The organism is Arthrobacter sp. CG_A4, from assembly GCF_035985125.1.
Taxonomy (GTDB): Bacteria; Actinomycetota; Actinomycetes; order Actinomycetales; family Micrococcaceae; genus Arthrobacter.
Genome location: NZ_JAXCID010000041.1, coordinates 1 through 24,506, shown reverse-complemented (window position 1 = coordinate 24,506; position 24,506 = coordinate 1). Strand labels below are relative to the sequence as shown.

Genomic DNA, 24,506 nt, shown 5'->3' with positions numbered 1-24,506 from the left:
ATTGCGAAAACTGATGGAGTCGGGCTTGAAGCTTTTAACCTTAACCTTCGAGTTGAAGGTTATAGTTATGTCAAGTAACTCATGCCTGTGACGCTATTTGCTATCCGGAAGACATTCAATTACCGGCTCCGCGTGTCGCGGTATTACCGGTCAAAAAGCCGCGTTTTGTGCTCCGGGGGTGTTGCCGGTCCTCTCCCGTCCGGTGTGCCGTTGGCGCCCGGCCGGTCCCTCCGGCTGGTTCTGCGGATAAGTGATCGGCGGCTATCGGGTGACCGGGTGGCGGGGTACGCTGACGTCGTAGACGCGGACCGGGTTTTTCGGGTCCGCCGGGGCCTTGAGGAGAGCCGCCAGAACCGTCGCCTTGAGCTCCTTCTCCCCCGCGTTGCCCCAGACGATGGTCTGGCCGTCAACGAGTTTGAGTTCGACGGCGTCCACTGACTTCGCCGAGGCATCGGAAAGCCTGGCGAGCACATCGGCCGGAAGCGCGCCGAGGACCCCGGTGATCGCCTGGAACAAGTCCTGGGGCAGGGTGCCCCCGCCCCCGTCGATGACCGGCAGCTTGACCGGATCGGCGTCCGTGGTGGTCCCCAGCTGGACCCCGTCGACGTCCACCAGCTGGAAGCCGGCACCCTGCTTCACGAGGGCCACGGGAACACGCTCCGTGATGCGGATGTGCAGGGTGGCGGGCGGGCGGGCCTGGGTGCTGACGTCTTTGACCTGGACAAGCTGCCGCAGGAGGGCGGCAACGTCCTCGTCCCCGATCTGCGGCAGGGGCTTGCCCTGGAGCGGCGCGAGGGCTGCCTGGACCTGGTCGGCGCTCAGCATCTTCGTGCCTTCCACGGTGATGCTCCGCAGCGCCAGCACCGGCGAGTAGACGGCCGCCGCCACGATTCCCGCCACCAGCACCGCGAGCACCCCGATGATACTCACGAGGATCCGCTTGCGGCGCCTGGCCCTGGGCTCGGGAAAGGACAGCACATTGTCCGGCGTCTTGGCCGGTCCCGCCGGGCGGCCAGCGGCCGGGCTGCTGCCCGTCTCCGGCCCGGCCTTGGACGCCGAAATGACGTCGGTGCGCGCGCCGTTCTGCCGGGAGCCGGAATCGCTCCCACGCGTGCCGGGCTTAATGCCGGGCTTGTAGCCGGGGCGGCGGGTACTAGGCACCGTGGACCCCGCCGGCCGGGGAGCCGTCAACCGGCATGCCATTCTTGAGTGCCCCCACGATCAGCGGGCCGTAGGCCGTGACATCGCCCGCGCCGACCGTCAGGACGATGTCACCGGGGGCTGCGGCGGCCACGACTGCCAGGACAGCTTCCCGGTCCGGTCCGACGAGCCGTCCGCCGGCGCCCAGGTAGTCGGCGATGAGCCGGCTGCTGACACCTGGAATCGGGTCCTCGCGGGCGGCATAGATGTCCAGGACCAGAGCGGTGTCGGCCGCGTTGAGTGCCTCGGCGAACTCGCGGGCGAATTCGCGGGTCCGGGAGAACAAATGCGGCTGGAAGAGCACATGCACCTTGTGGCCGCCGGCAACGGAACGCGCGGCGGACAGTGCTGCCCGCACCTCGGTGGGGTGGTGGGCGTAGTCGTCGTAGACGCGGACGCCGCGGCCCCCGCCCTTGAATTCGAAACGTCGCGAGGCGCCGGCGAAGTGCGCCAGGGCTCCCGCCGCGGCTTCGGGGGCGACGCCGAGCTCAAGGGCGACGGCGAACGCGGCGGCGGCGTTGAGCGCGTTGTGCCGCCCGGGAACGTGGAGGTCAAGGGCGAAGCGGCCGGCGGGGGTGGTGATCGAGACGTCGCCCGGGCCGCCGTCGTGCAGCGTGAGGTGCGCGTCCCCGGCGGTGCCGTAGAGGAGCACCCGGGTGTTGCCGCGCGCCAGGGTGCGCATCGCCAGCGCACGGGCGCCGTCGTCGTCTGCGCAGGCGACGAGCACGCCGTCGGCCGGAAGCAGGGCGGTGAAGCGGTCAAAGGATGCGTAGACGGCGTCCGCGGTGCCGTAATAGTCGAGGTGGTCCGGTTCGACGTTGGTCACGACCGCGATCTGCGGCCGGTAGTTCAGGAAGGAGCCGTCCGACTCGTCGGCTTCCGCGATGAAGACCGGCGTGCTGCCGTTGGCGGCATTGACCCCGAGCGCCGGAACGTTCGCCCCGATCGCGAAGGACGGGTCCAGCCCGGCGCCCTGCAGCAGCACGGTGATCATCGCCGTCGTCGTGGACTTGCCGTGGGTGCCGGCCACGGTGACGGCCGTGTCGCCGGCCATGACCGCCGCCAGTGCCTCGGAGCGGTGCAGCACGGGAAGCCCGGCGGCGCGCGCAGCGGCGAGCTCGGGGTTGTCCGGGCGGATCGCCGAGCCGGCGACCACGGTCTGGGCGTCCCCGAGGTGGGCGGTGTCGTAGCCGACGGCAATCCGGGCGCCGGCCGCGTCAAGGTCCGCCATCACGGGCAGGTCCTTGGCGTCGGAGCCGCTGACCGGTACGCCGCGCGCCACCATGATGCGGGCGACCGCGGACATGCCGACCCCACCGATGCCGATGAAGTGCACCCGGCCCAGGGATTCCTGGGTGCGGGCGGTCTTCGCGGCGGCTTGCCGGCCGGACTGTTGATGTTGGGGCTGGGTCATGGCTCTACCGCTTCCTGCCGTGCTGTTTCGAAGGCGCTGCACCGGCTGCCGCTTCAAGCACGAGTCCTGCCATCCGCCGGTCCGCGTCCCCGATGCCGAGGTGTGCGGAACTGGCCGCCATCCGGGCGAGCCTGTTGGGGTCCTGCAGCAGCGGGATGATGTGGTCGCGGAGCCAGCCGGGGGTGAACGCACCGTCCTCGACCATCAGGGCTCCGCCGGCCCCGGCCAGGCCGGCGGCATTGAGCGCTTGTTCGCCGTTGCCGACGGGCAGCGGAACGAAGACGGCGGGCACACCGACGGCGGAGACCTCGCAGACAGTGGCGGCGCCGGACCGGGCCAGCAGCAGGTCCGCGGCTGCGTAGACCGTTTCCATGGCGTCCACGTACTCCACTTGGCGGTAACCCGGGGCGGCGAGTGGGTTCCCGTCGGCGTCGTGCACGGATTTTCCGCGTCCGGTGATATGCAGGATCTGGATGCCGGCCTCGGCGAGGGCGCCGAGGGAGGCCGCGATGGTGCGGTTGATGCTCTGGGCCCCCGACGAGCCGCCGGTGACGATCAGGGCAGGTTGCTCCGGATCCAGTCCCAGCGAGGTACGGGCCCCCGCCCGGGCCCGGGCACGGTCCAGACCGGAAATCTCCGGGCGCATCGGCATGCCGATGTGCACGGCCCCGGCCAGCCCGGTGCCGGTGAAGGCCACGGCGACCTTTCCGCCCAGCCGCGCGCCCACCCGGTTCGCCAGACCGGGCCTGGCGTTGGCCTCGTGGATGACGATCGGGATCTTCCGGCGCCGGGCGGCGAGGTACATCGGGGTGCATACATAGCCGCCCACGCCGACCAGGACGTCGGCCCCGGCGTCGTCCAGGATGGCCCCTGCCTGCTTCACGGCACCGGCCAGCCGGCCGGGAAGCCGCAGCAGGTCCAGCGAAGGTTTGCGCGGGAAGGGAACGCGGCTGATCGTCGCGAGATCCAGCCCGGCGGCCGGCACCAGCCGGGTTTCCATGCCGTCCGGAGTTCCCACGGCGAGGAGCCTGGCTCCGGGACGCGCCTCCCGGATTGCGCCGGCGATGGCCAGGAGCGGGCTAATGTGCCCGGCTGTTCCCCCGCCGGCAAGGACGACGGACAAGGACGGCTCGGTGTTCATGAAGGCCTATTACGCTTTCGTGCAGGGTTTCTCGGGACGGTGGGCTTCGTGGCGGCGGGTTTCGTGCCGGCGGGTTTCGTGCCGGAGGGTTTCGTGGCGGTGGCCCCGGAGCCCGCGGGCCTCGTGGCGGCGGGCTTCGGCGGGGAACTCCGGGGCGCTGCGCCCTGCTTCCCGAAAGTCTTCCGGAGCGTCTTGGCCAGCCCTGCCGGACCAAACCTGAGTATCCGCCTGGGCTGGAGGCCGGGTGCCATCTGTGCCCGGGCCAATGACAAGACTACGCCGATTGCGCACAGCGACATGAGCAGCGCCGAGCCGCCGTAGGAGATGAAGGGCAGCGGGACCCCCACCACGGGCGCAAGGCCGGTGACAACGGCCATGTTAACGGTCGCCTGGCCCAGCAGCCAGACCATGATGGTTCCGGCGAGGACCCGGTGGAACAGGTCCTTCTGGGCTACGACGACCCGGTAGATGGCCGTGCCGAGGATGCCGAACAGGACCAGCACCACGAGCGTGCCCACCAGGCCAAGTTCCTCGCCGATGATAGCGAAAATGAAGTCGTTGTGCGCCTCCGGAATCCAGCTGTATTTCTGCCGGCTCTGGCCCAGGCCAACGCCGAACCAGCCGCCCGAGGCCAGGCCGTAGAGACCGTTGGTGGACTGGTAGTTTACGTCGGAGCCATCCGCGCAGGTCTGGCCGGTCCAGGACAGGATGCGGCACACGCGGTTGGGGCTGGTGATGGCAAGGACCGCGGTGGCCGCGCCGAGCGCGATCCCGGCAATTCCGAACACGTAAAGCCGGACCCCCGCGAAGAACAGCGCCGCCGCGGTGATCATCATGACGATCATGGCCGTCCCGAGGTCGTTGCCGGCAAGGATGAGGCCGATCACCAGCACGGCGACCGGCGCGACGGGGATCAGCGCGTGCTTCGACTGCCACAGGAGCTTGGCTTTGGTGCCGAGCACCGTGGCCATCCACAGGGCGAGGGCCAGCTTTGCGGCCTCGGAGGGCTGGAACGTGAAAGGCCCGACGTCGATCCAGTTCTGGTTACCCAGCGCGCTGCGCCCGATCAGGAGCACCAGCACGAGCAGGACGAGTGCGAAGGCGATGGCCAGCCAGGCGAAGCGCTTGAGCCAGACGACGTTGACGCGGGACAGCAGGAACATGCCAAAGACACCGATGGCGGCGAAAAAACCCTGCTTGAGCGCAGCCGTGTAAGGCGATTCTCCCGCAGCGATGGCTTCGACGCTGGACGCAGAGAGCACCATCAGGATCCCGATGGCGGTCAGGGCGAGGGTTGAGCCGAGGATCAGGTAGTAGGTGGAACCGTTGCGGGACTTCCCTGTACCTTCCAGGGCAGACCAGAAGCCCCCATACCAGGCGCGGACCCGAAGGCCGGCCGACCGCAGGGTTCCGGGCGCCGCCGCTGCAGCCGCCGCCGTCGTCCCCGCCGACCTACCCGCCGCCGTCGTCCCCGGCACGGAAGATCCGGACGCTGCGGCGCCGGGCGCTGTTTTTCCGGCCGGGCCGGCCGGCGTTCGTGCGGCGGCCGGTTTGGCCGCCGGGGTGCGTGTGGGCGTGCTGACCATTGTTACTCCTCGCTGGTCTGAGCCTGCCCCTTCACGAGCTCGCGGACCGCTTCAATGAAGGCGTCGCCGCGGTGAGCGTAGGAAGAGAACTGGTCCATGGATGCGGCCGCCGGGGCCAGGAGCACGGTGTCCCCGGAGGCGGCCAGTTGCGCCGCCGATGCAACGGCCTGTGCCATCACAGTCTCGCTGAAAATCGGCGAAGGGCCTGCTCCGGCTAGAGCCGTTCCGGCAGTCTGCACGTCTTCAGTTTCACCCTTTGCCGCACCGATCACGGGGACATCCGGTGCGTGTCGCTGCAGTGCGGACAGGAGTGCGGTGGAGTCCGCTCCGATCAGCACAACGGCCTTGAGCCGGTGGGCGTGCTCCCGGACCAGGGCCTCGTAGTTGACGCCCTTGGAGAGCCCGCCGGCGATCCACACAACCTTCTCGAACGCGGACAGCGAAGCGGCGGCGGCATGCGGGTTGGTGGCCTTGGAGTCGTTGATCCAGGCCACACCGTTCTGGCGCGCCACCAGCTGGATGCGGTGGTCCCCCGGCAGGTAGTTCAGCAGCCCCCGGCGGACGGCGGACGGCTCCACGCCGTAGGCCCGGACCAGGGCTGCCGCGGCCAGGGCGTTGGCCACCATGTGGCGCGGGGCCACGGCGCCCAGATCCGCGACCGCGGCGAGTTCGGCGGCACTGTCCTTGCGTTCGGCAACGAAGGCGCGGTCCACCAGCAAACCCTCGACGACGCCGAGCATGCTCACAGCCGGGGTGACCGTGGTGAAGCCCACGGCCCGGCAGCCTTCGACGACGTCGGCGTCCTCCACCATCCGTTCGGTTTCGATCTGCTCGGCGTTGTAGATGCACGCCTTCTGGGTGTTGTCGTAGACCTTGGCCTTGTCGGCCAGGTAGGAGGCGTAGGAGCCGTGCCAGTCCACGTGGTCTTCGGCGACGTTGAGGCATACGCTGGCCAGCGGCGAGACGGAATGGCTCCAGTGCAGCTGGAAGCTTGAGAGCTCCACGGCGAAGACGTCGTAGTCCACCGGGTCGCGGAGGGCGTCCAGGATGGGTGTGCCGACGTTTCCGACCGCGATGGCTTTGAGCCCGGCGGCCTGCAGCATGGATTCGGTCAGCCCCACCGTTGTGGTCTTGCCGTTGGTGCCGGTGATGGTGAGCCAGTCGGCGGTCTTGCGGCCTTTGCGTTCGCGGACCCGCCAGGCGAGTTCGACGTCGCCCCAGACCGGGATGTGGGCCCTCGCCGCGGCGGCGAGCAGGGACTGGTCGGGACGCCAGCCCGGCGAGGTGACAATGAGCTCCGGTTTCCCGCCGTCGATCGTGGGGATGGTCTCCACGGCGTCCCCGCCCAGCAGCACTTCGGCGGCCCCGACGATCCGGAGGGTGTCCGCCTGGGCCTGCGCCCTGGGGCCGGTAGCGGCGTCCACCACAACCACCCGGGCGCCGAGTTCGATCAGGGTGTCCGCGGCGGCGAAGCCGGAGACGCCGATGCCGGTGACGACCACGCGCAGCCCGGCCCAGTCGGAATCCCAGCTGAGGAGGTCATTGAGCCGCGGGGAGGACGTCAGTGGTGCGGGAATGGTCCCGGTCACAGCAGGACCACCCATTCGGCGTAGAAGATGCCAAGGCCCGCGGCGACGAAGAGTCCGCACAGGATCCAGAACCGGACCACGACGGTGACTTCGGCCCAGCCCTTCAGCTCAAAGTGGTGCTGGAGCGGGGCCATCTTGAAGAAGCGTTTACCTTTGGTGATCTTGAAATAGCCCACCTGGATGATGACCGAGAGGGTGATCAGCACGAAGAGGCCGCCGATGAAGGCGAGCAGCAGTTCCGTGCGGGACAGGATGGCGAAGCCGGCGACGGCGCCGCCGATGGCCAGCGATCCCGTGTCGCCCATAAAGATCTTCGCCGGCGAGGTGTTCCACCAGAGGAATCCGACCAGTGCGGCGCTGAGGATTGCGGCGAGCAGGGCCAGGTCCAGCGGATCGCGGACGGAGTAGCAGCCGCTGCCGGCCTGCCGCGGGGAGCCGCAGGCCTGGTTGCTCTGCCAGATGCCCATCAGGGTGTAGGCGCCGAACACCATGATGGAGGCGCCGGCGGCAAGGCCGTCCAGGCCGTCCGTGAGGTTCACGCCGTTGGTGGCCGCTGTGACAATCAGGTTCGACCAGAGCACGAAGAGGATGGCGCCGAGCACGGTGCCGCCGAAGGCCAGGTTGAGCCACGGGATGTCGCGGACCAGCGAAATCTGCAGTGACGCAGGAGTCAGGCCGTTCTCGTCGGGGAACTGCAGGGCCAGGACCGCGAAGATGATGCCCACGGCGGCCTGCAGGACGAGTTTCGCCTTGGCGTTCAGGCCGAGGCTGCGCTGTTTGGAGATTTTGATGAAATCGTCCAGGAAGCCGACGAGCCCCATACCGACCATCAAAAAGAGCAGCAGCAGGGCCGACGCGGACGGGCCCGGCGAGAACGGGTTCATCATCCACATAACGAGGTGGGTGATGCCGTAGCTGGCGAGCACGGACACCACCACGACGGTGCCGCCCATGGTGGGGGTACCGCGCTTGGTGTGGTGCGAGGTGGGGCCGTCGTCCCGGATGAATTGCCCGTAGCTCTTCCGGACCAGGAGCCGGATAAACAGCGGGGTGCCCAGGAAGGAAACCAACAAGGCCAGTCCAGCGCCCATCAGCAGTGCAATCACAGCAGCGCACTCCCTTCGGTGGCGGTTTCGGCAGGTTGTTCGGCAGGTTTTCCGGCGGGTGGTTCCGCGGGGGCCCCGGCGGCTTGTGGAGGTAATGCTATCCGATCGCCCAGATGGCGCAGCCCGATGCTGTTGGAAGACTTGAACAGGACCAGATCGCCCGGCTCGAGCTCGGCCTGCAACAGTTCGTAGGCTTCCTCAGCCGTCTCGGCGAAGACGCATTCGTCACCCCAGGATCCTTCGTTGACGGCCGAGACGTAGAGGGACCGTGCCTCGCGTCCGACCACCACCAGGCGGGTGATGTTCAGCCTGACCACCTGGGTGCCCACGGCCATGTGTTCTCGGATCGAGTCCGGACCCAGCTCGAGCATGGCTCCGAGCACGGCCCAGGTCCGGCGGCCGCGGCCGAGATCGGCCAGGGTCCGCAGCGCGGCGCGCATGGATTCCGGGTTCGCGTTGTACGCGTCGTTGATGATGGTGACGCCGTCGGCTCGCTCGGTGCGTTCCATCCGCCAGCGGCTGGCGGCCGTCTGGGCGCTGAGCGAGGCGGCGATCCGGTCCGCGGGGACCCCGGCGGCGTGGGCGGCCGCCGCGGCTGCCAGCAGATTGGAAATATGGTGGGCGCCGATCAGCCTGGCTGCGACGTGCAACGGCGCCGCCCCGTCCGCGGCGCTGCCACCGGCCCCCGGTGCACCGGGCAGGAAGAGTTCAAATTCGGGGCTGCCGGCGGCGCTCAGTTCGACGCCTTCGGCCCGGACACACTCTCCACCGGCTGCGCCAGGCAGGCCGGTGCGGTCCGGCCGGGCTGAGAAGCCCAGCACTGTGGCCCGGGTGCGGACCGCCATGGCTGCGACGCGGGCATCGTCTAAGTTGAGCACGGCGGTCCCGCCGGCGGGGAGGGCCTCGACGAGCTCGCCCTTGGCGACGGCGATGTTCTCCACCCCGCCGAATTCGCCGGCATGGGCCGTGCCGACACAGAGCACGACGCCGATGTCGGGCCGGACCATGTCTGTGAGAAACCGGATGTGGCCGATGCCGGTGGCGCCCATCTCGATCACGAGGTAGCGGGTGCCGTAGCCGGCCGTGAAGACGGTCAGCGGTACGCCGACTTCGCCGTTGTAGGACCCCCGCGGGGCCACTGTCTCGCCTTCAGCGGCGAGGATCCCGGCCAGCAGGTCCTTGGTGGTGGTCTTCCCGGCCGACCCGGTGATCCCGATCACGGTCAGCGGCACGCCCTCGGCGGCGCGGCGGGCGCGGATCCGGCGGACGGCTTCGGCGGCGAGGGCGCCCATGGCGAGGACGGAGTCCTGGACCACAACGGCGGGATAGTTCCGCCCGGCGTCGTCCGCAGGGTCAGCCACGTCACGCTCCACAAGCGCCAGCACGGCGCCACGCCCAAAGGCGGCGCCCACGAAGTCGTGACCGTCGGCCGTTTCCCCGGGCTTGGCCACGTAGAGGGAACCCGTTAAGGCTTCACGGGAGTCGGTCACCACGGAGCCGGGAATGATCCCCGGCTCCGCGGCCAGCCGACCGTTGGTTATGTGGGCGATTTCCGCCGCTGTAAATGCAATCATCTCGGTTTAGGACTCTATCCGCTGGTCTTCGAGAACGGTGAATCCCCGTGCTGTCAAGGCGGAACGGAGTTCCACCCTGTCGTCCAGGGCGAGGTTGACGCCCTTGACTTCCTGCCACACCTCGTGGCCCCGGCCCGCGATGAGGATGGTGTCTTCCGGCCCCGCGAGGTCCACGGCCTTCCGGATCGCGGCTGCGCGCGGGAAGACTTCAAGGATGGTGCAGGCCAGTCCCCCGCGCTGTCGGGCCGCGACGGCGCCGGCCAGGACGCCTGCGCGGATGGCCGCGGCGTCCTCATCGTGCGGGTCGTCGTCGCTGATGATGACCGTGTCCGCCAGCCTGGCGGCGATGGCGCCCATGGCCGGCCGTTTGCCCTGGTCGCGCTGGCCGGTGGCGCCGAAAACCACGATGACCTTGGAGCCGGACTCCGCGGACCGGACGGCCTCGAGCGCGCGGGCCAGGGCATCCGGGTTGTGGGCGAAGTCGACCACCGCGGCGGGGGCCGTCGAGACCAGCTGCATGCGTCCCGGGACGGCGACGGTAAAAGGGTCGTGGCGGTCCAGGGCCGCCTGCACGGCGGCGGCGTCGTGCCCGCCGGAGAGCACCATGACGGTGGCCAGCGCGGCATTGGCTGCGTTGAAACTTCCGGGGAGCCCGCTGTGGACCCGCAGTTCGGTGCCGTCGAGGTGCCGGAGCGTGAACTCGGTGCCGAGCCCGCGCGGGGCCGGGTTGTTGACGGTCCAGTCTGCCGCTGCGGACGCAGCCGCGGCCGGGGACGTTGCCAGGGTGGTGACCGGAATGCCGGCGGCCGCCGCGAGTTTGATGCCCCACTCATCGTCCACCGTCACGACGGCGGCGCGGGCGTGCCCGGCGGTGAACAGCTGCGCCTTGGTCTGGAAGTACTGGTCCATACTCCCGTGCAGGTCCAGGTGGTCCTGGGTCAGGTTGGTGAAGCCGGCAACATCGAACACCACCCCGTCCACACGATGGAACGACAGCGCATGGGAGGAAACCTCCATGGACGCCGCATCGAGGCCGCGTTCGCGCATCAGCGCGAGCAGGGCATGGACGTCGGTGGATTCCGGCGTGGTGAGCAGGCTGGGGATCGGTTCGCCACCGGCCAGGATTTCGATCGTCCCGATCAGCCCGGTCTTTTGGCCCAGGGCCTGCAGCAGGGCGTTGATGAAGTAGGTGGTGGTGGTCTTGCCGTTGGTGCCGGTGACGCCGTACAGGGACGGTGCGGACGCGTCCGCGGGCCTGCTCCGGTAGATCAGGGCGGCCAGCGGCCCCACCAGGGCGCGGGGTTCCCCGGCCAGCAGCACCGGAACGGAAATGCTGCTCAAGCGCGCGAGCAGGCCTGCGCCGGCGTCGTCCGTCAGCACCGCGGCCGCCCCCGCCTGCACCGCCTGCGTCACAAAGTCGGCCCCGTGCCGGGTGGCGCCCGGCAGGGCGACATAGAGGTCCCCCGGCTGCACCGCGCGGGAGTTCAATGAGATCCCGGTGACGGGGACGGAACCCGAATCCGCTGGAACGACGACGCCGATCAAGGCACCGATCGTGGCCAGCGGCACAGCGGTGACCGCAGCAGGCCGGAATCCCGATGGGGCGTCCGGGCCGGACGCCGCGGACACGGCGGACGCGCCTGGGGCTTTGAGCTCTGACAAGTGGATCTCCGTAAAGTGGTGCCAGCGGATCCTGCGCTGCGCACGGAAGAATGCTCCGGCCCGCAGGCACTGTTGCTGGTGCTTGGTACAGGTTCAATAATGATGCTTTGGCGGTGGGACCCGCCGGGTACTATTTGGCGTACTGCGGCAACCTGACGGGCTCGCCGGTGGACGGCTGGATGTTGTACGTCCGCAGTGCCTGGCTCATCACGGACCGGAACACCGGTCCGTTGGTGATGCCGTAGATACTGCCCTTGGGCCGTTGCAGGACCACCTCAACAATAAACCGCGGATCGTCCATCGGCGCCATCCCGATCATGGAGGCCGTGAAGCCGCAGAACCCGGATTTGCCGTCGTCGCAGGGCGATTCCGAGGTTCCCGTCTTGGCGCCCACCCGGTAGCCGTCGATCCCGGCGTCTTTGATCTGGCCTTCGGTCACGGCGCTCTCGAGGATGTCGCGGACCTGCCTGGCGGTGTCGCCGGAGACGATCTGCCGCGACGGCTGGGCCGGGACCTTCTCCTCGGTGCCGTCGGGGCTGATATAGCCGTCGATCAGCCGCGGCTGGAGCATCACCCCGTTGTTGCCGATGCTTTGAAAGGCCCGGACCGTCTGGAGCGTGGACTGCGAGACGCCCTGGCCGAACAGCACGGTGTACTCCTGGCGTCCGTCCCACTGGTCGGCCGGGGTCAGGATGCCCGTGGCCTCCGCCGGAAGACCGATGTCCGGGGCCTCGCCGATGCCGAACTTCCGCAGCCAGTCATGGCGCTGATCCTTGCTGAGCCGCTGACCCGCCATGACAGTGCCGGTGTTCATCGACCAGCCAAGGATGCCGGCCAGGGTCCGGTCCTCGGTGCCGTGGGTGAAGGCGTCGTTGAAGGTCTGCCCGTCCACGGTGTACGACGGCGGGATGGTGAACTTCTCCAGCGGGCTGGACTTGCCTTCCTCGATCAGCGCGGCGGCCGTGATCATCTTCTGCACCGAGCCGGGCTCGTAGGCGGCGGTGACGGCCCGGACGCCGCGGTCCCGGGCGTCGACCTTGCCCGGGTCATTGGGGTCCGGGGAGTTGGTGTCCGCCATGGCGATGAGGTTGCCGGTCTTGATGTCGGAGACGATGATGACGCCCCACTCGGCGCTGAGCTTGTCCCGCTGGCTCTGGATGGCCTGCTGGGCAAAGTACTGCAGATCCGCATTGATGGTGAGTCTGATGTCCTTGCCGTTCACCGCCGGGGTCAACTGATCCACGCCGACCGGGATGCGCAGCCCGTCGGCACCGATTTCGAAGAGCCGCTTTCCGCGGGAGCCCTTAAGGACCTCATCCTGGGTCTGTTCGAGGCCGGCCTGGCCGGCCTCGCCGTCCTTCAGGAAACCGACGATCCCGCCGGCGACGGAGCCGTTGGGGTAAACCCGCTTGCTGGTGCCTTCGGTTTCGATGCCGGGGATCTGCAGTTTGGAGATGCGGTCCTCGACGTCCGGCTTCACATCTTTGGCGACGATGTAATAGCGCTGGTCCCCGGTGAGGGCGTCCTTGACGGTGTTCTTCTCCATGCCGAGCAGGGAGGCGAGTTCGGCGATTGCCTGGTCCCGGGAGACCTTGACGAGAGCCTCCTTGCCGTCCACGGTTTCGAGCCGGCGGAATGTCTCGGTCTTGGTGTTGACGGTCTGGTCCACCGCGATGTTGTAGCGGATCACGCTGCTGGCCAGGACGGCGCCGTTGGCGTCCAGGATGCTGCCGCGTTCGGCGGGCAGCTCCACCGGGGTCAGGCGGTTGTTGAGGGCCGCTTCGGCCATCCCGCCGACGTCGAGTCCCTGCACCAGGAACAGCTTTCCGCCGACGACAAGCAGGAGCGTCAGCATCAGGCCGAGGCCCAGCCGCAGCCGCTTGGTCGCGCTGGGCGCTTTTTCCTTGCGTACCTTGCCGGTGTTCTGCGCCACGATGTTCCCTTGCTGCTTGCCTGGCTTGTGGTCCGTCTGGTGGTTGGTGCCGGGCTACTGTCCCGGAACTCTTTGCGCCGGAGCCGGAACAGATCCGCCGTGAAGTTCCGCGGCCGCCGCGGCCGGCGGAGCCGGGACCGCCTCTGCCGGCGGAGCCGGGATCGCGTCTGCCGCCGGCGGAGCTGACGCCGCATCTGCCACCGGCGGAGCAGTCGCTGCCGCAGGCGCGTTGTCCACCGGCTTGCGGTTCGCGAGCGGCTCATTCACGGAAGCCGGGGGGACAACGCTGAGCTGGCCGGCAACGGCCGGGGCGGCGATGACGGCGCCGGGGGCATCGCCTTTCACCGCCGGCTTGGCCTTGCCAGTGACAGCCAGGGTGGAGAGATCGATCTGGCCCTTTGCGGTGGACGCCACCATGCCAAGTTCCGTAGCCTTCGCGGCCAGGTTCTGCGGAGCATCAAAGTTCTGCACCTGCTGCGTCAGATCCTGGTTCTGCTTTGTCAGCGTGGACTGTTCGCTCCTGAGCTGGACCAGCTGGTATTGCGCGGTCGACACCGAGATGTTGAGGACCAGCACCGCCATGAGGGCCACCGCGAGAAGTCCGAAACAGAGCACCACGAACGGGGCCCGGCGCCGCCGGGGTGCCGAGCGGACCACCGAAAGTGGTGTGCGGGATTTCCGGGCCGGGCTGGTGCCCGGATGGATCTCCGGCAGGGCGCGGGCGGTCGCGCCTGTAGCAACGGGGAATCTGTTGACGGCAGCGCTGCTCACGCGGATCTCCTGGCTTTGATTCGTTCCACGGCGCGGAGCCGTGCGGATGCGGCCCGTGGATTTTCGGCTATTTCGGCGGGTGTAGGCACCTCGGTGCCCTTCGTCAGCGACTTAAGTTCGGCCTTGTGCTCCTCCAGCTCCACCGGGAACCCGAGCGGGGCGGAGGATTTTGAGCCGGCCTGAAAGAAGCCCTTGACGATTTTGTCTTCCAGCGAGTGGTAGGACATCACCACAACGCGGCCGCCGGGGGCAATCGCGCCGATGGCGGCGGGGATGGCGCGCTCCAGAACGTCGAGTTCTTCGTTGACCTCGATCCGGAGGGCCTGGAAGGTGCGCTTGGCGGGGTGTCCCCCGGACTTCGCGGCGCCGGCCGGGACAACGTCGCGGATCTGTTCGACAAGCTCCCCGGTCGTGGCGAACGGCTTGACGGCTCGTGAGGTGACGATTCGGTTGGCGATGCGGCCGGCGAACTTTTCCTCGCCCCATTTCCGGATGATCCGGACGAGGTCCTCTTCGCTGTAGCTGTTGACGACGTCGGCGGCGGTCTGACCCGTGCTCGTGTCCATCCGCATGTCCAGCGGAGCGTCGAAGGAGTAGGCGAAGCCGCGTTCCCGCTCGTCGAGCTGCAGGGAAGAGACACCGAGGTCCATCAGGACGCCGTGGACCTCCGCGAACCCGAGGTCCCCGAGGATCTCCGGGATTTCGTCGTAGACCGCGTGGATGAGGTCGATCCGGTCGGCGAAGGGCCTGAGCCGCTCCCCTGCCAGGGCCAGGGCCTCCTCGTCGCGGTCGATGCCGATCAGGTGCAGGTCCGGGAAGCGCTGGAGCAAGGCCTCGGAGTGTCCGCCCATCCCCAGGGTGGCGTCGATGACCACCGGAGATTCCCCGCGGCCGCGTGCCGCCTCGAAACCCGGAGCCAACAAATTGATGCACCGGTCCCTGAGGACCGGTACATGCCGTTCGGACGTGGGCTTGGCCTGGTCAGGGTCAGTCATGCCTGCGTCCTTTCGTTGTCCGGGCTGGTGGTGGCTTCGCTGGTGCTGTGGCCGCTTCTTGGCCTAGATCCCCATCCGCGCCTACCCTGCGTCCGCCTGGCTCCGGGGAAGTGAGCCAGGAAAACAACCGGGTGGGCGGCTGGAGATCTCGGTCAAGAATCGTTGCGTGCTGGTGGATCCGGTGGGGATTCAGAGAATTCCCGGTATGGCGTTATCGGTCTCCGAGAAGGCGGTTTCCTTTTCGGCGAGGTACTCGTTCCACGCTTGGGCGTCCCAGATCTCCGCGCGGGTTCCGGCACCGATGACGGCCAGTTCCCTGCCGAGTCCTGCATATTCCCGGAGCGCCTGCGGAATGGTCACGCGCCCCTGCTTGTCAGGTACCTCGTCGGAGGCTCCAGAGAGAAACACCCGGATGTAGTCACGCGCCTGCTTGTTGGAGATCGGAGTCTCCCGCATCTGCTCGTGAACCCTGCCGAACTCCGCCTCGCTGAAGACGTAGATGCAGCGTTCCTGGCCCCTTGTGAGAACCAGTCCGCTGGCAAGCTCCTCACGGAACTTAGCGGGAAGGATGATTCGCCCCTTTTCGTCCAGACGCGGCGAATGTGTGCCGAGAAACACGGCCCACCGCCTGTCTGTTCGTAGGAAGCCCAACGTCCCCCGTGCTGCCACTACCCTCTTACGTCCTCCACATTACTCCACATCCCTCCACAGTCAACGACACACCGTAGATATGTGTACCAATTTGTGGGAATGCGTACCCAAAGTTCGCCGCAATGGCAGGGAATTGGGCCTGGTGGCGGGTTGTGGAGGGGTTTTGGGCACACCGGGGCCTTTCCGTGCCAGGAACTCGCCGCCGGGCCGCCCTGAGCGCCCCTGCCGCCCGCCGGCACCCCGGTGCCGGCGAATTTCCGGAAAATTACCGGGCCATTGGGCATTAAAGAGCAAAAGACCCGCCGAAGCGGGTCTTTGCGTTTCTCCCGGACACCAAGGTGGCGGGGGACGGAGGAGTGGAAAGGGTGCGGTCAGGGTTCCCCGCGGTGCCTTTCGTCCCAGCGTTCCTCCAGGTTGCTCATAAAAGAGCTCCGGGGCTTGCCGGGCTTCCGGCCCGGAGGAGCGGCGTTGTCCTTGCCGGCGGATGTACCCCGCATCGTGGCGTAGTAGACGCCGGCGCCCATCACGATAAAGCCAAGGACTCCGACGATGATGATCTGAACCGTGACCCCGAATAGCAACAGGACGATGCCGGCCAGAGTGGCCAGCACGCCGATGACCAGGTGGCGGGTGGACCATGAGCGCCCCGCGTCAGAACCCATCGAGCTGGCGAACTTGGGATCGTCCTCATGCAGCTGCTTCTCAAGTTGCTCCAGCAACTTCTGTTCGTGCTCCGAGAGCGGCATCACGACCTCCTTAAGTCGGCTAACGTCCAGACTTGACGCGCCCAGTGTCCTAAACCCACAACGTCCGGGATTCCCGGGTGGTTCCCATTCGCCGTCGGCGGTCGAAGAGAAGCGTCCAAGGTCCCGTTCGCAGTGGTTCAGCTGGTCACGTATGCGTCCGAACGCTCGCTCGAGTCGTTCTAAACCTACGTACTAATAAGGATAGTTTGTTGCGCCCGCTTCTGAAAGAGACTGTTGGCTCTACAAGGGGCCGGATCAGCCGGAACCGCCGCCCGGATCCAGCAGCCGGGCCGGCAGGACTGATTTTGTGCCGAATTTCCGGGTCACGGCATCCAGCGCCTGCTCCGCCGCGCGCCAGTTGTCATCGCGGCGGTCCAGGCTCAACTGCAGGGGGGCACTGGCGGCTTCTTCCAGCTGCTCGGCCCGGATACCCACGAGCCGCACCGTCATGGGGCGGTCGCCGACGGACTCCAGCAGCTGGACCGCCACGGCATAGAGCAGCTGCGCACTGTCGATGGGCGTGCCCACCGTGCGGCTGCGCGTGATGGTGGAGAAATCCGCGTAACGCAGTTTCAGGGCCACGGTCCGGGCGTGCATGCCCGCACCCCGGAGCCGTTCCGCCGTCCGGTGCGAAAGCCGCAGCAGCTCCCGGTGCAGCAGTGCCTCGTCCGCGGTGTCCACGGCGAAGGTCTCCTCGGCGCCGATGCTCTTTTCCGGCCGGACAGGGGTCACCGGGCGCGGGTCAATCCCCCATGACAGCCGGTACACGTGCTCCCCCGGGGCCCCGAGAACTTTGCGCAGCGATGGCAGCGGCGACGCCGCGACGTCGGCCACCGTGCGGATGCCCATTCTGGCGAGCACCTCGACTGTCTTGGCGCCGACCCCCCAGAGCGCGCTGACGGGCAGGCTGTGCAGGTACGGCACGGTCTCGTCCGGACCGATCAGCAACAGACCATCCGGCTTGCACCGCGTGGACGCGATTTTTGCCACAAATTTGCTCGCCGCGATGCCTACGGACGCTGTAATGCCAAGTTCATTGCGGACTCTGGTCCTGATGAGTTCGCCGATCTGCCGGGGCGGGCCCAACCGACGGATGGCTCCCCCGACGTCGAGGAAGGCCTCGTCTACGCTCAATGGCTCAACGAGTTCGGTGATCGACCCGAAGATCTCCATGATCTGGCCGGACACCTCGTAATACAGTTTGTGCCGGGGTTCGATCACGAATGCCGAGGGGCACATGCGGGTCGCAATCACCATGGGCATCGCCGATTTCACGCCGAAGGCGCGGGCCTCGTAGGAGGCGGAAAGGACCACCGAGCGGTCCGCGGGGTAGCCCACGATCACCGGCTTGCCCACCAGGGCCGGACGGCTGCGCAGCTCAACGGAGACAAAGAAGGCGTCCATGTCCACGTGCATGATGCTGCTGCGCCGCAGGTCCCGGAGAGTTGCGTCGCTGAGCCGGCCGGCTGCAGCGTTCCGGGACTGCTTAACGGGTTGTTCCTGCTGCTGTTTATCCCTGTCCGGCCCCACAACTTCAATCCTATGCCCCGGGACTGGCTAAACTGGAGGCTGAATCCGGCGTCAACACCAGGAGGAAAGTCCCTGTGAAGGTTTTTGGAGAGCGTAAACGTGCTGCAGCTGCGGCTATTGTGGCCGGGACGCTGCTGGCCGCCCTGGCCGCCTGTACGCCCGCCACCCCCGGGACCGCGTCCCCGGGTTCCTCGTCGACGGCGGCCGTGCCGTCCTCGGCCCAGCCCTCCACCACCGCGCCGGCCGGCCCCTCGGCAGAGCCCGGCACCTCGGCAACGGTGGGCGCAATGGTTCCCGGTTTCCCGCAGGCCCTCCTGCCCCTGATGCCCGGCGCGAATGTGGTCTCCAGCAGCTTTGACAAGACCACCGTGCCGGCGACCGCGGCACTGGTGGGGAGCATCGCTTCGCCGGCAGCCGCCGTCGTGGCCTTCTACACGACCGCATTGGAGGCACAAGGCTTTAAGGCCGTTCCCGGCGAGACCGTGGGCACCCTGCCGTCCAAGGACTTCCTTCGCGGCGACAGCGAGACGGTCAACATCTCCGTCATCGAAACCGCCGGAACCTCCACCTTCACCATCGGCGCGAACGTCGCCGCCGAGTCGGTCAAGTGACCCTCGCGGAACAGCTGCGCCTCGAGCAGACTGCATACGTGGCCGCCGTCGCCGGCAAGCTCACCGAGTTCCTGACCACCCGACAGGCCGTGATGTCCTCGATCTCCCGGGACATCGATCCGCTGATGGGATCGATCTCGAACCTGGTCACCGGCGGGAAGCGGCTGCGGGCGCTCATGTGCTATTGGGGCTGGCGCGGCGCGGGCGGGGAGGAAGGGGCCGACGAAGTGGTCACGGCCGGCTCTGCCCTGGAGCTGTTCCAGGCCGCGGCGCTTATTCACGACGACATCATTGACCGCTCGGACACCCGCAGGGGCGGTCCCAGCGTGCACCGGCGCTTCAGCGAGCTGCACACAGCCCAGGGCTGGGCGCTGGACAGAGAACGGTTCGGCCACGCGGCCGCAATCCTGACGGGGGATCTCTGCCTGTCCTTCAGCGAGGAATCCTTCACCGACATCGGCGACCGCGCCGCATCCGGGAGCCGGGCCCGCCTCATCTTCAACCTGATGCGCGCCGAGGTCATGGCCGGCCAGTACCTCGACATCCTGGAGGAGGTCGCCGGCCCGCGGCGGGACCGTGCCGGCGCGGTCAACCGCGCCCAATCCATCATCCGATTCAAGTCGGCCAAGTATTCCACCGAGCACCCGCTTGCCCTCGGCGGTGCACTTGCCGGCGCACCGGATGAGCTGCTGCGCGGCTACTCCGCCTTCGCCCTTCCGCTCGGCGAGGCCTTCCAGTTGCGGGACGACGTACTGGGCGTGTTTGGCGATCCGGTCAGCACCGGAAAACCGGCCGGGGACGATTTGCGCGAAGGCAAACGGACGGTTCTGGTGGCTCTCGCCCTGGACCAGGCAACGCCGGCCGAATCGGCCTTCATCGATGCCAAGCTCGGAAGCCCCGATCTTGACGGGGCAGACGTGGATGAGATCCGCCGCATCCTCGTGGATTGCGGCGCACTTCAGGCCACGGAAGTACTGATCGAGGAGTTTGGCCGCGCGGCCTTTTCAGCCCTGGAGCTCCTGCCGCTGGAAGAGCTGCCCAAGACGGCGCTGCGGAAGCTTGCCGAGGTCACCGTCAGCCGCACCGCCTGAACCCTGGTCGGTGCTACCAGGCCAGGGATTGTGCCCGGCGTCGGATTTCCGTCTTGCGGCCTTCGCGCAGCGCATCGATCGGCCGGCCGCGCAGGGATTCATCCGGTGTAAAGAGCCAGGTGATGAGCTCCTCATCCGAATAGCCGGCGTCGGCGAGGACCACAATGGTCCCCTTGAGGCTCTCCACGGCGTGTCCGTCCAGAACGAATTCCGCCGGGACGCAACGAATCCGCCGTTCGCCGACCCTTAATGCAGCCAGCGCACGTTCATCCAGCAAGCCATGGACCTTGGTAATGGAAACGTCCAGAAGCTGGGCGACATCGGGCAGGGGCAGCCATTCGCCCACGAGGCTTTCTACATTACTCACGGATCAAGATTGCCACGGCAGGTCCCCCTGCGCCTAGTTGGCTCCGGGCATCTTCACGGGCCGAGGGAGAGCGGCGGCAACCCAGGCGCGTCGACACTCCGCAAAATCCGGTTTGCCGAATGTCCGACCGATCTTGTGCTAATTGCCAATTCATGAGAGATTCACATGGATCACATTTGTAACAGCAATAACATCAGTCACACTGGTAACACCAGTGACATCAGCCTGACCTGCAGCGTTCACCGCTGAGAAGAGGATTTTTCCCATGACGACGTCTCGTTCGCCAAAGCCCCACCCGCGGCCCAGCCTGCCGATGATCGCGGCCACGACGGCGGCGCTGCCCGCCGTCATTCTTTCTTCTTTGGCGCTCGCCCAGCCCGCGGCGGCCGAGTCCCGGCCGCGTGCCATCCCGGCAACACTGGCCGCAGCGATGAAGGCGCAGTCACAGGCGCAGACAGCAAAGTCATTGACGTCGGCCATGATCCCGGCCCTTGCCGTGTCCGCCACGGTCCCCGTATCTTTCCGGCCCACCCAGGCGCCGGCACCGGCTGAGTACACGATCGCCCGTGGCGACACCATCAGCGGGATCGCTGGCAAGTTCGGCCTGGACACCTACGCCGTCCTGAAGCTGAACAACCTGCAGTCGAACACGATCATCTACCCCGGACAGAAGATCAAGCTCGGCGGCACCGCCACCGCTCCGGCCCCGGCGGCACCCGCACCCTCGGCTCCTGCGCCGGCAGGTCCGGGCGGCGGCAGCAGCTACACCGTAAAGTCGGGCGACACGCTCAGCGCCATCGCGGCCCGCCACGGTGTCAGGCTTTCCGAGGTCTTCGGCTGGAACGGGCTCAACATGGGCTCCATCATCCGCCCGGGCCAGCAGATTAAGATCGGCAACGGCGCCACCGCTCCCGCGCCGGCCGCCCCCGGCCCGGTGACCCCCGCCCCGGTAGCGCCGGCGTCCACACCCGCCGCCCCGGCCCCGGCGTCGGGTTCGTACACCATCAAGTCCGGGGACACGCTCTCCGGGATCGCGGCCAGGAACGGTGTCAGGTTGTCCGACGTCCTCTCCGCCAACCGGCTGACGATGAGCAGCATTATCCACCCCGGTCAGAAGCTGGTGATCCCGGGCGCATCGACCGGGCCGGCCCCGATCGCGCCGGCATCCAGCCAGCCCCCGGCTACGGCTGCGCCGCTGGTGCCCAGCACTTTCCTCGGCTTCAGCTACCCGGCCGCCGTGGTCAGCTCGGCAAACGAGAACAAGGCACTGTTGAACGCCTCCCCCGTCCCCAGCCGCGAACAGATGAAGGGGATCGTCGCGGACACCGCCCGCAAGATGGGCGTCGATCCGTCCCTGGCACTGGCCTTCGCCTTCCAGGAATCCAGCTTCGACCACCGCTCGGTCTCCCCGGCCAACGCCATCGGCACCATGCAGGTCATCCCCTCATCCGGCCAGTGGGCCTCGGACCTCGTGGGCCGCAAGCTGAACCTGCTGGACCCCTACGACAACGCCACAGCCGGCGTCGCCATCATCCGCCAGCTGACCCGCACGAGCAAGGATCTGGACACCGCCATCGCGGGCTACTACCAGGGCCAGTACTCGGTCAGCAAGTACGGCATGTACGACGACACCAAGCGCTACGTGGCGTCCATCAAGGCCCACCAGAAGAACTTCGGCTAGGGCTCAGGGCCCCGCGGGCCAGGCGCACCGTGCGCCCCCGCCGGCCCCGGAGCATAACGATACGGGCCCGGATCGCATGTTGATCCGGGCCCGATTCCGTGCAGCGATTAGGATCGTATGGTGCAGGATTACACGTCGGACCCGCTCGTAGGCACCATCGTGGATGGCCGGTACCTGATTCAGTCCCGGCTGGCCAGCGGCGGGATGTCCACGGTCTATGTGGCCACGGACCAGCGGCTGGAGCGTGATGTGGCGCTGAAGGTGCTGCATCCCCATATGGCCGGGGACCCGCAGTTCCTCGACCGGCTGGGACGCGAGGCTAAGGCCGCGGCCAGGCTCTCCCACCCGCATGTGGTGGGGGTCCTGGACCAGGGCGAGGACGGCCGGATCGCATACCTCGTGATGGAGTACATCAAAGGCCACACGCTGCGGGACGTCATCAGGGACAGGGGGGCCCTCTCGCCGCGGCTCGCCCTCGCACTGATCGACCCCGTTGTCGAAGGCCTTGGCGCTGCCCACGCCGCCGGCCTCATCCACCGCGACATCAAACCCGAGAACGTGCTGATTGCCGACGACGGCCGGATCAAGGTCGGCGACTTCGGCCTGGCCCGGGCCGTCTCGACGTCGACCAGCACCGGCGCCCTCATCGGCACTGTGGCCTATCTCTCCCCCGAGCTCGTGCTCGGCAGGCAGGCCGATGCCCGCAGCGACATCTATTCGCTCGGAATCATGCTCTACGAGATGATGACCGGCCGGCAGCCGTTCGACGGCGAAGTCCCCATCCAGGTGGCCTACCAGCACGTGAACTCGGACGTGGGAGCCCCCTCGGAGCACGTGCCGGGCCTCGCCGGGGAACTCGATGAGCTGGTGCAATGGTGCACCGCCAGCGACCCGGACAAGCGTCCGGTGGACGGCAGTGCGCTGCTGACTGAACTGCGGCACATCCGGACCAACCTCAGCGACGCCGAACTCGACCTCCAGCCGCCGGCCGCCCGCCGCAGCACCGTCCCGGGCGTTGTCCCGGGTACTGCCTCGGGCGGCGCCGCTTCCGGCCCCGCTCCCGGCCCCGCCGCCGTCGGCGCTCCCGGCCCCGCCGATAGCGGTGGCGCCCGGACCGAGCGGCTCGGCGGCATCCAGCGGCCCACGGAGATCATCTCCCGCGGGAGTACCCCCACCACCGTGATATCGGCCGCGCCGCGGCGCCCTGGCTACGGGCATCTCTCCGCCCCGGAAGAGGCCTCGTTCGAGGCTCCGGACGGGCACGCCGGCGGCGGCGAACCGGCCGGCCGCGCGGCTCCCGCCAGCAAACGCGCGCAGCGCAGGCAGGACCGCGACGAGGACAAGGCACGCCAGCGCGCGGCGGCCACGCCGGTGCGCAGCCTGCGCGAGGGAAATCCCCGGCGCCGGGGGCTGCTGTGGATCCTCGTGCTGGTTATTGCTGCCCTGCTGGCAGGCGGCGCCGGCTGGTTCTTCGGCATGGGCCCCGGCTCACCCGGAACGATTCCGGAATTGGCAAACAGGACCGTCGCCGACGCCCAGCAGCTGCTGCGGACCGCCGGCTTCCAGTCCACCACCAAGGACGTCTTCGACGACGAAGTCCTGCCCGGCCTGGTGGTCGGCTCGGAGCCGCCGTCCGGCCAGATCATCCGGAAGTTCCAGCCGGTGTCCCTGGCCGTCTCCAAGGGCCCCGAGTTGTTCCCGCTGCCGCAGCTGACCGGAACGTCCCTGGACCAGGCCAAGACCAGCCTCAACAGTGCCGGGATGGCGCTGGGGCAGATCTCCGAGACCTATGACGAATCGGCAGCCGCCGGCACGGTCCTGGCCCAGGCGCCGCGCAGTGGCAATCCTGTAAGGCGCGGCACCCCGGTGGACCTCACCGTCTCCAAGGGCCCGCAACCCATCCCGGTGCCTGACGTCCGCGGCCAGGAGCAGGCCGCCGCCGTCAAGGCGCTCGAGGCCGCCGGGCTGAAGGCCGTGATTTCCCCGGAGACTGTCAACGACCGGAAGGTCCCGAAGGGCGCCGTGGTGGCCCAGGACCCCGCGACCGGCAACCTCACCAAGGGCGGGTCCGTGACCCTGACGCTTTCCAAGGGTCCAAGGCTCGTCGACGTGCCCAGTTTCATCGGCAAGCAAGCGTCTGAAGCGCGCAAGGCCCTCGAGCAAATGGGCTTCGAGGTGCGTGTAAACAACATTCTGGGCGGCTTCTTCGGCACCGTCCGGGATCAGAATCCGGTGAGCACCAAGGCCCCCGAAGGATCAATCGTCACCCTGACCGTCGTCTAGCGGCATTTTCGTCAGCTCGTTGGGGGCCTAGACGGAGCCCGGACCTTGTCGAGCCGGGGCGGGGTGAACGGGGGACATGCCCATTCCTCGCACCCGGGACCGGACACAATGACACCATGTTCATCCGTCGAACCCGGCGCGGGGCATGTCCCCTCGGGCGGGTGTACAGACCAGGAGTCCAGCCCAGCGGAACATGCCCATTCTTCGCACCCGGGACCGGACACAATGACACTATGTCCATCCGTCGACCCCGGCGCGGGGCATGTCCCCTTGAGCCGGTGTCCAGTCCCGCCGACCCCGGCGCGGGGCATGTCCCCTCGGGCGGGTGTACAGACCAGGTGTCCAGCCCAGCGGGACATGCCCATTTTTCACACCCGGGACTGGACACAATGACACTATGTCCATCCGCTGACCCCGGCGCGGGGCATGTCCCGGAGTCCGGCGACCGCGCCCGGTCCCCCGACGAACTAACATCATTGCCCGCTAGTGTTCCGTGTTAATGGTTTGTTTGCGTTTCATCTTGCCCAGTAGATACTCCGCGGACTTGGTCCAGGTGAACGGTTTGGCGTCCTTGT

Annotated in this window: 20 protein-coding genes; 4 read left to right on the top strand and 16 right to left on the bottom strand. The window is 67.8% G+C overall.

What is annotated here, in order from left to right:
- Nucleotides 1-261: 261 nt before the first annotated feature.
- From RCH07_RS15440 to dinB, 14 genes are all read right to left on the bottom strand, one after another.
- Nucleotides 262-1,161, bottom strand: coding sequence for a cell division protein FtsQ/DivIB (locus RCH07_RS15440; protein WP_326968367.1), 900 nt, complete (start codon nucleotides 1,159-1,161; stop codon nucleotides 262-264).
- Entirely contained in the window at nucleotides 1,154-2,506 is a 1,353-nt protein-coding gene (gene murC / locus RCH07_RS15435) for a UDP-N-acetylmuramate--L-alanine ligase (RefSeq protein WP_442784847.1), read from the bottom strand. Before murC ends, RCH07_RS15440 begins: the two co-directional genes overlap by 8 nt.
- 112 nt (nucleotides 2,507-2,618) lie before the next feature.
- Entirely contained in the window at nucleotides 2,619-3,755 is a 1,137-nt protein-coding gene (locus tag RCH07_RS15430) for a UDP-N-acetylglucosamine--N-acetylmuramyl-(pentapeptide) pyrophosphoryl-undecaprenol N-acetylglucosamine transferase (RefSeq protein ID WP_326968365.1), read from the bottom strand.
- Nucleotides 3,752-5,341 (bottom strand): putative lipid II flippase FtsW, encoded by a 1,590-nt coding sequence (ftsW, locus tag RCH07_RS15425; RefSeq protein ID WP_326968364.1) that lies wholly within the window; start codon nucleotides 5,339-5,341, stop codon nucleotides 3,752-3,754. The genes RCH07_RS15430 and ftsW overlap by 4 nt, the downstream gene beginning before the upstream one ends.
- 2 nt (nucleotides 5,342-5,343) lie before the next feature.
- Entirely contained in the window at nucleotides 5,344-6,945 is a 1,602-nt protein-coding gene (gene murD, locus RCH07_RS15420; RefSeq protein WP_326968363.1) for a UDP-N-acetylmuramoyl-L-alanine--D-glutamate ligase, read from the bottom strand.
- Nucleotides 6,927-8,036 carry a phospho-N-acetylmuramoyl-pentapeptide-transferase gene (gene mraY / locus RCH07_RS15415; protein WP_326968362.1) on the bottom strand — a complete coding sequence of 370 codons (1,110 nt, stop codon included), beginning with the start codon at nucleotides 8,034-8,036 and terminating at the stop codon, nucleotides 6,927-6,929. Before mraY ends, murD begins: the two co-directional genes overlap by 19 nt.
- Nucleotides 8,033-9,610, bottom strand: a complete 1,578-nt coding sequence (locus RCH07_RS15410) for a UDP-N-acetylmuramoyl-tripeptide--D-alanyl-D-alanine ligase (RefSeq protein ID WP_326968361.1) — start codon at nucleotides 9,608-9,610, stop codon at nucleotides 8,033-8,035. Before RCH07_RS15410 ends, mraY begins: the two co-directional genes overlap by 4 nt.
- A 6-nt stretch (nucleotides 9,611-9,616) precedes the next feature.
- The gene (locus RCH07_RS15405; RefSeq protein ID WP_442784846.1) at nucleotides 9,617-11,272 is read right to left on the bottom strand and encodes a UDP-N-acetylmuramoyl-L-alanyl-D-glutamate--2,6-diaminopimelate ligase; all 1,656 of its coding nucleotides are present in this window, start codon (nucleotides 11,270-11,272) and stop codon (nucleotides 9,617-9,619) included.
- Nucleotides 11,273-11,402: 130 nt separating this feature from the next.
- On the bottom strand, nucleotides 11,403-13,205 hold the full coding sequence (locus tag RCH07_RS15400; RefSeq protein WP_326968360.1) for a peptidoglycan D,D-transpeptidase FtsI family protein: 1,803 nt from the start codon (nucleotides 13,203-13,205) through the stop codon (nucleotides 11,403-11,405).
- A gap of 54 nt (nucleotides 13,206-13,259) precedes the next feature.
- On the bottom strand, nucleotides 13,260-13,976 hold the full coding sequence (locus RCH07_RS15395; protein ID WP_326968359.1) for a hypothetical protein: 717 nt from the start codon (nucleotides 13,974-13,976) through the stop codon (nucleotides 13,260-13,262).
- A complete protein-coding gene (rsmH, locus tag RCH07_RS15390; RefSeq protein ID WP_326968358.1) occupies nucleotides 13,973-14,971 on the bottom strand; it encodes a 16S rRNA (cytosine(1402)-N(4))-methyltransferase RsmH in 999 nt (332 codons plus the stop codon). The genes RCH07_RS15395 and rsmH overlap by 4 nt, the downstream gene beginning before the upstream one ends.
- A 189-nt stretch (nucleotides 14,972-15,160) precedes the next feature.
- Nucleotides 15,161-15,589, bottom strand: coding sequence for a division/cell wall cluster transcriptional repressor MraZ (mraZ, locus tag RCH07_RS15385; RefSeq protein ID WP_326968357.1), 429 nt, complete (start codon nucleotides 15,587-15,589; stop codon nucleotides 15,161-15,163).
- 404 nt (nucleotides 15,590-15,993) lie between these two features.
- Nucleotides 15,994-16,368 (bottom strand): DUF3040 domain-containing protein, encoded by a 375-nt coding sequence (locus tag RCH07_RS15380; RefSeq protein ID WP_326968356.1) that lies wholly within the window; start codon nucleotides 16,366-16,368, stop codon nucleotides 15,994-15,996.
- A gap of 255 nt (nucleotides 16,369-16,623) precedes the next feature.
- On the bottom strand, nucleotides 16,624-17,898 hold the full coding sequence (gene dinB, locus RCH07_RS15375; RefSeq protein WP_442784845.1) for a DNA polymerase IV: 1,275 nt from the start codon (nucleotides 17,896-17,898) through the stop codon (nucleotides 16,624-16,626).
- 74 nt (nucleotides 17,899-17,972) lie between these two features.
- Between dinB and RCH07_RS15370 the strand changes: the two genes are divergently transcribed.
- Entirely contained in the window at nucleotides 17,973-18,509 is a 537-nt protein-coding gene (locus RCH07_RS15370) for a hypothetical protein (RefSeq protein ID WP_326968355.1), read from the top strand.
- On the top strand, nucleotides 18,506-19,600 hold the full coding sequence (locus RCH07_RS15365) for a polyprenyl synthetase family protein (RefSeq protein ID WP_326968354.1): 1,095 nt from the start codon (nucleotides 18,506-18,508) through the stop codon (nucleotides 19,598-19,600). Before RCH07_RS15370 ends, RCH07_RS15365 begins: the two co-directional genes overlap by 4 nt.
- Nucleotides 19,601-19,613: 13 nt before the next feature.
- On the opposite strand, the gene RCH07_RS15360 is transcribed toward RCH07_RS15365, so the two are convergent.
- Together RCH07_RS15360 and RCH07_RS15355 are read right to left on the bottom strand one after the other, a co-directional pair.
- A complete protein-coding gene (locus RCH07_RS15360; RefSeq protein WP_326968353.1) occupies nucleotides 19,614-19,967 on the bottom strand; it encodes an Rv2175c family DNA-binding protein in 354 nt (117 codons plus the stop codon).
- Between the two features lie 150 nt (nucleotides 19,968-20,117).
- Nucleotides 20,118-20,447, bottom strand: a complete 330-nt coding sequence (locus tag RCH07_RS15355; RefSeq protein WP_326968352.1) for a hypothetical protein — start codon at nucleotides 20,445-20,447, stop codon at nucleotides 20,118-20,120.
- On the opposite strand from RCH07_RS15355, the gene RCH07_RS15350 reads away from it, so the two are divergent.
- Nucleotides 20,446-21,648, top strand: a complete 1,203-nt coding sequence (locus tag RCH07_RS15350) for a LysM peptidoglycan-binding domain-containing protein (RefSeq protein ID WP_326968351.1) — start codon at nucleotides 20,446-20,448, stop codon at nucleotides 21,646-21,648. The genes RCH07_RS15355 and RCH07_RS15350 overlap by 2 nt on opposite strands.
- Before the next feature lie 117 nt (nucleotides 21,649-21,765).
- On the top strand, nucleotides 21,766-23,931 hold the full coding sequence (locus tag RCH07_RS15345) for a Stk1 family PASTA domain-containing Ser/Thr kinase (protein ID WP_326968350.1): 2,166 nt from the start codon (nucleotides 21,766-21,768) through the stop codon (nucleotides 23,929-23,931).
- The last annotated feature ends 575 nt before the right edge of the window (nucleotides 23,932-24,506 follow it).

What these genes read in the sequence shown, in the direction of transcription:
- RCH07_RS15350 (WP_326968351.1), top strand. Translation starts at nt 20,446, where the DNA reads ATGATCCCGGCCCTTGCCGTGTCCGCCACGGTCCCCGTATCTTTCCGG.
- RCH07_RS15355 (WP_326968352.1), bottom strand. Translation starts at nt 20,447, where the DNA reads ATGGCCGACGTCAATGACTTTGCTGTCTGCGCCTGTGACTGCGCCTTC.
- rsmH (WP_326968358.1), bottom strand. Translation starts at nt 14,971, where the DNA reads ATGACTGACCCTGACCAGGCCAAGCCCACGTCCGAACGGCATGTACCG.
- RCH07_RS15380 (WP_326968356.1), bottom strand. Translation starts at nt 16,368, where the DNA reads ATGCCGCTCTCGGAGCACGAACAGAAGTTGCTGGAGCAACTTGAGAAG.
- murD (WP_326968363.1), bottom strand. Translation starts at nt 6,945, where the DNA reads ATGGGTGGTCCTGCTGTGACCGGGACCATTCCCGCACCACTGACGTCC.
- murC (WP_442784847.1), bottom strand. Translation starts at nt 2,506, where the DNA reads ATGTCCGCGGTCGCCCGCATCATGGTGGCGCGCGGCGTACCGGTCAGC.
- RCH07_RS15410 (WP_326968361.1), bottom strand. Translation starts at nt 9,610, where the DNA reads ATGATTGCATTTACAGCGGCGGAAATCGCCCACATAACCAACGGTCGG.
- ftsW (WP_326968364.1), bottom strand. Translation starts at nt 5,341, where the DNA reads ATGGTCAGCACGCCCACACGCACCCCGGCGGCCAAACCGGCCGCCGCA.
- RCH07_RS15430 (WP_326968365.1), bottom strand. Translation starts at nt 3,755, where the DNA reads ATGAACACCGAGCCGTCCTTGTCCGTCGTCCTTGCCGGCGGGGGAACA.
- RCH07_RS15345 (WP_326968350.1), top strand. Translation starts at nt 21,766, where the DNA reads ATGGTGCAGGATTACACGTCGGACCCGCTCGTAGGCACCATCGTGGAT.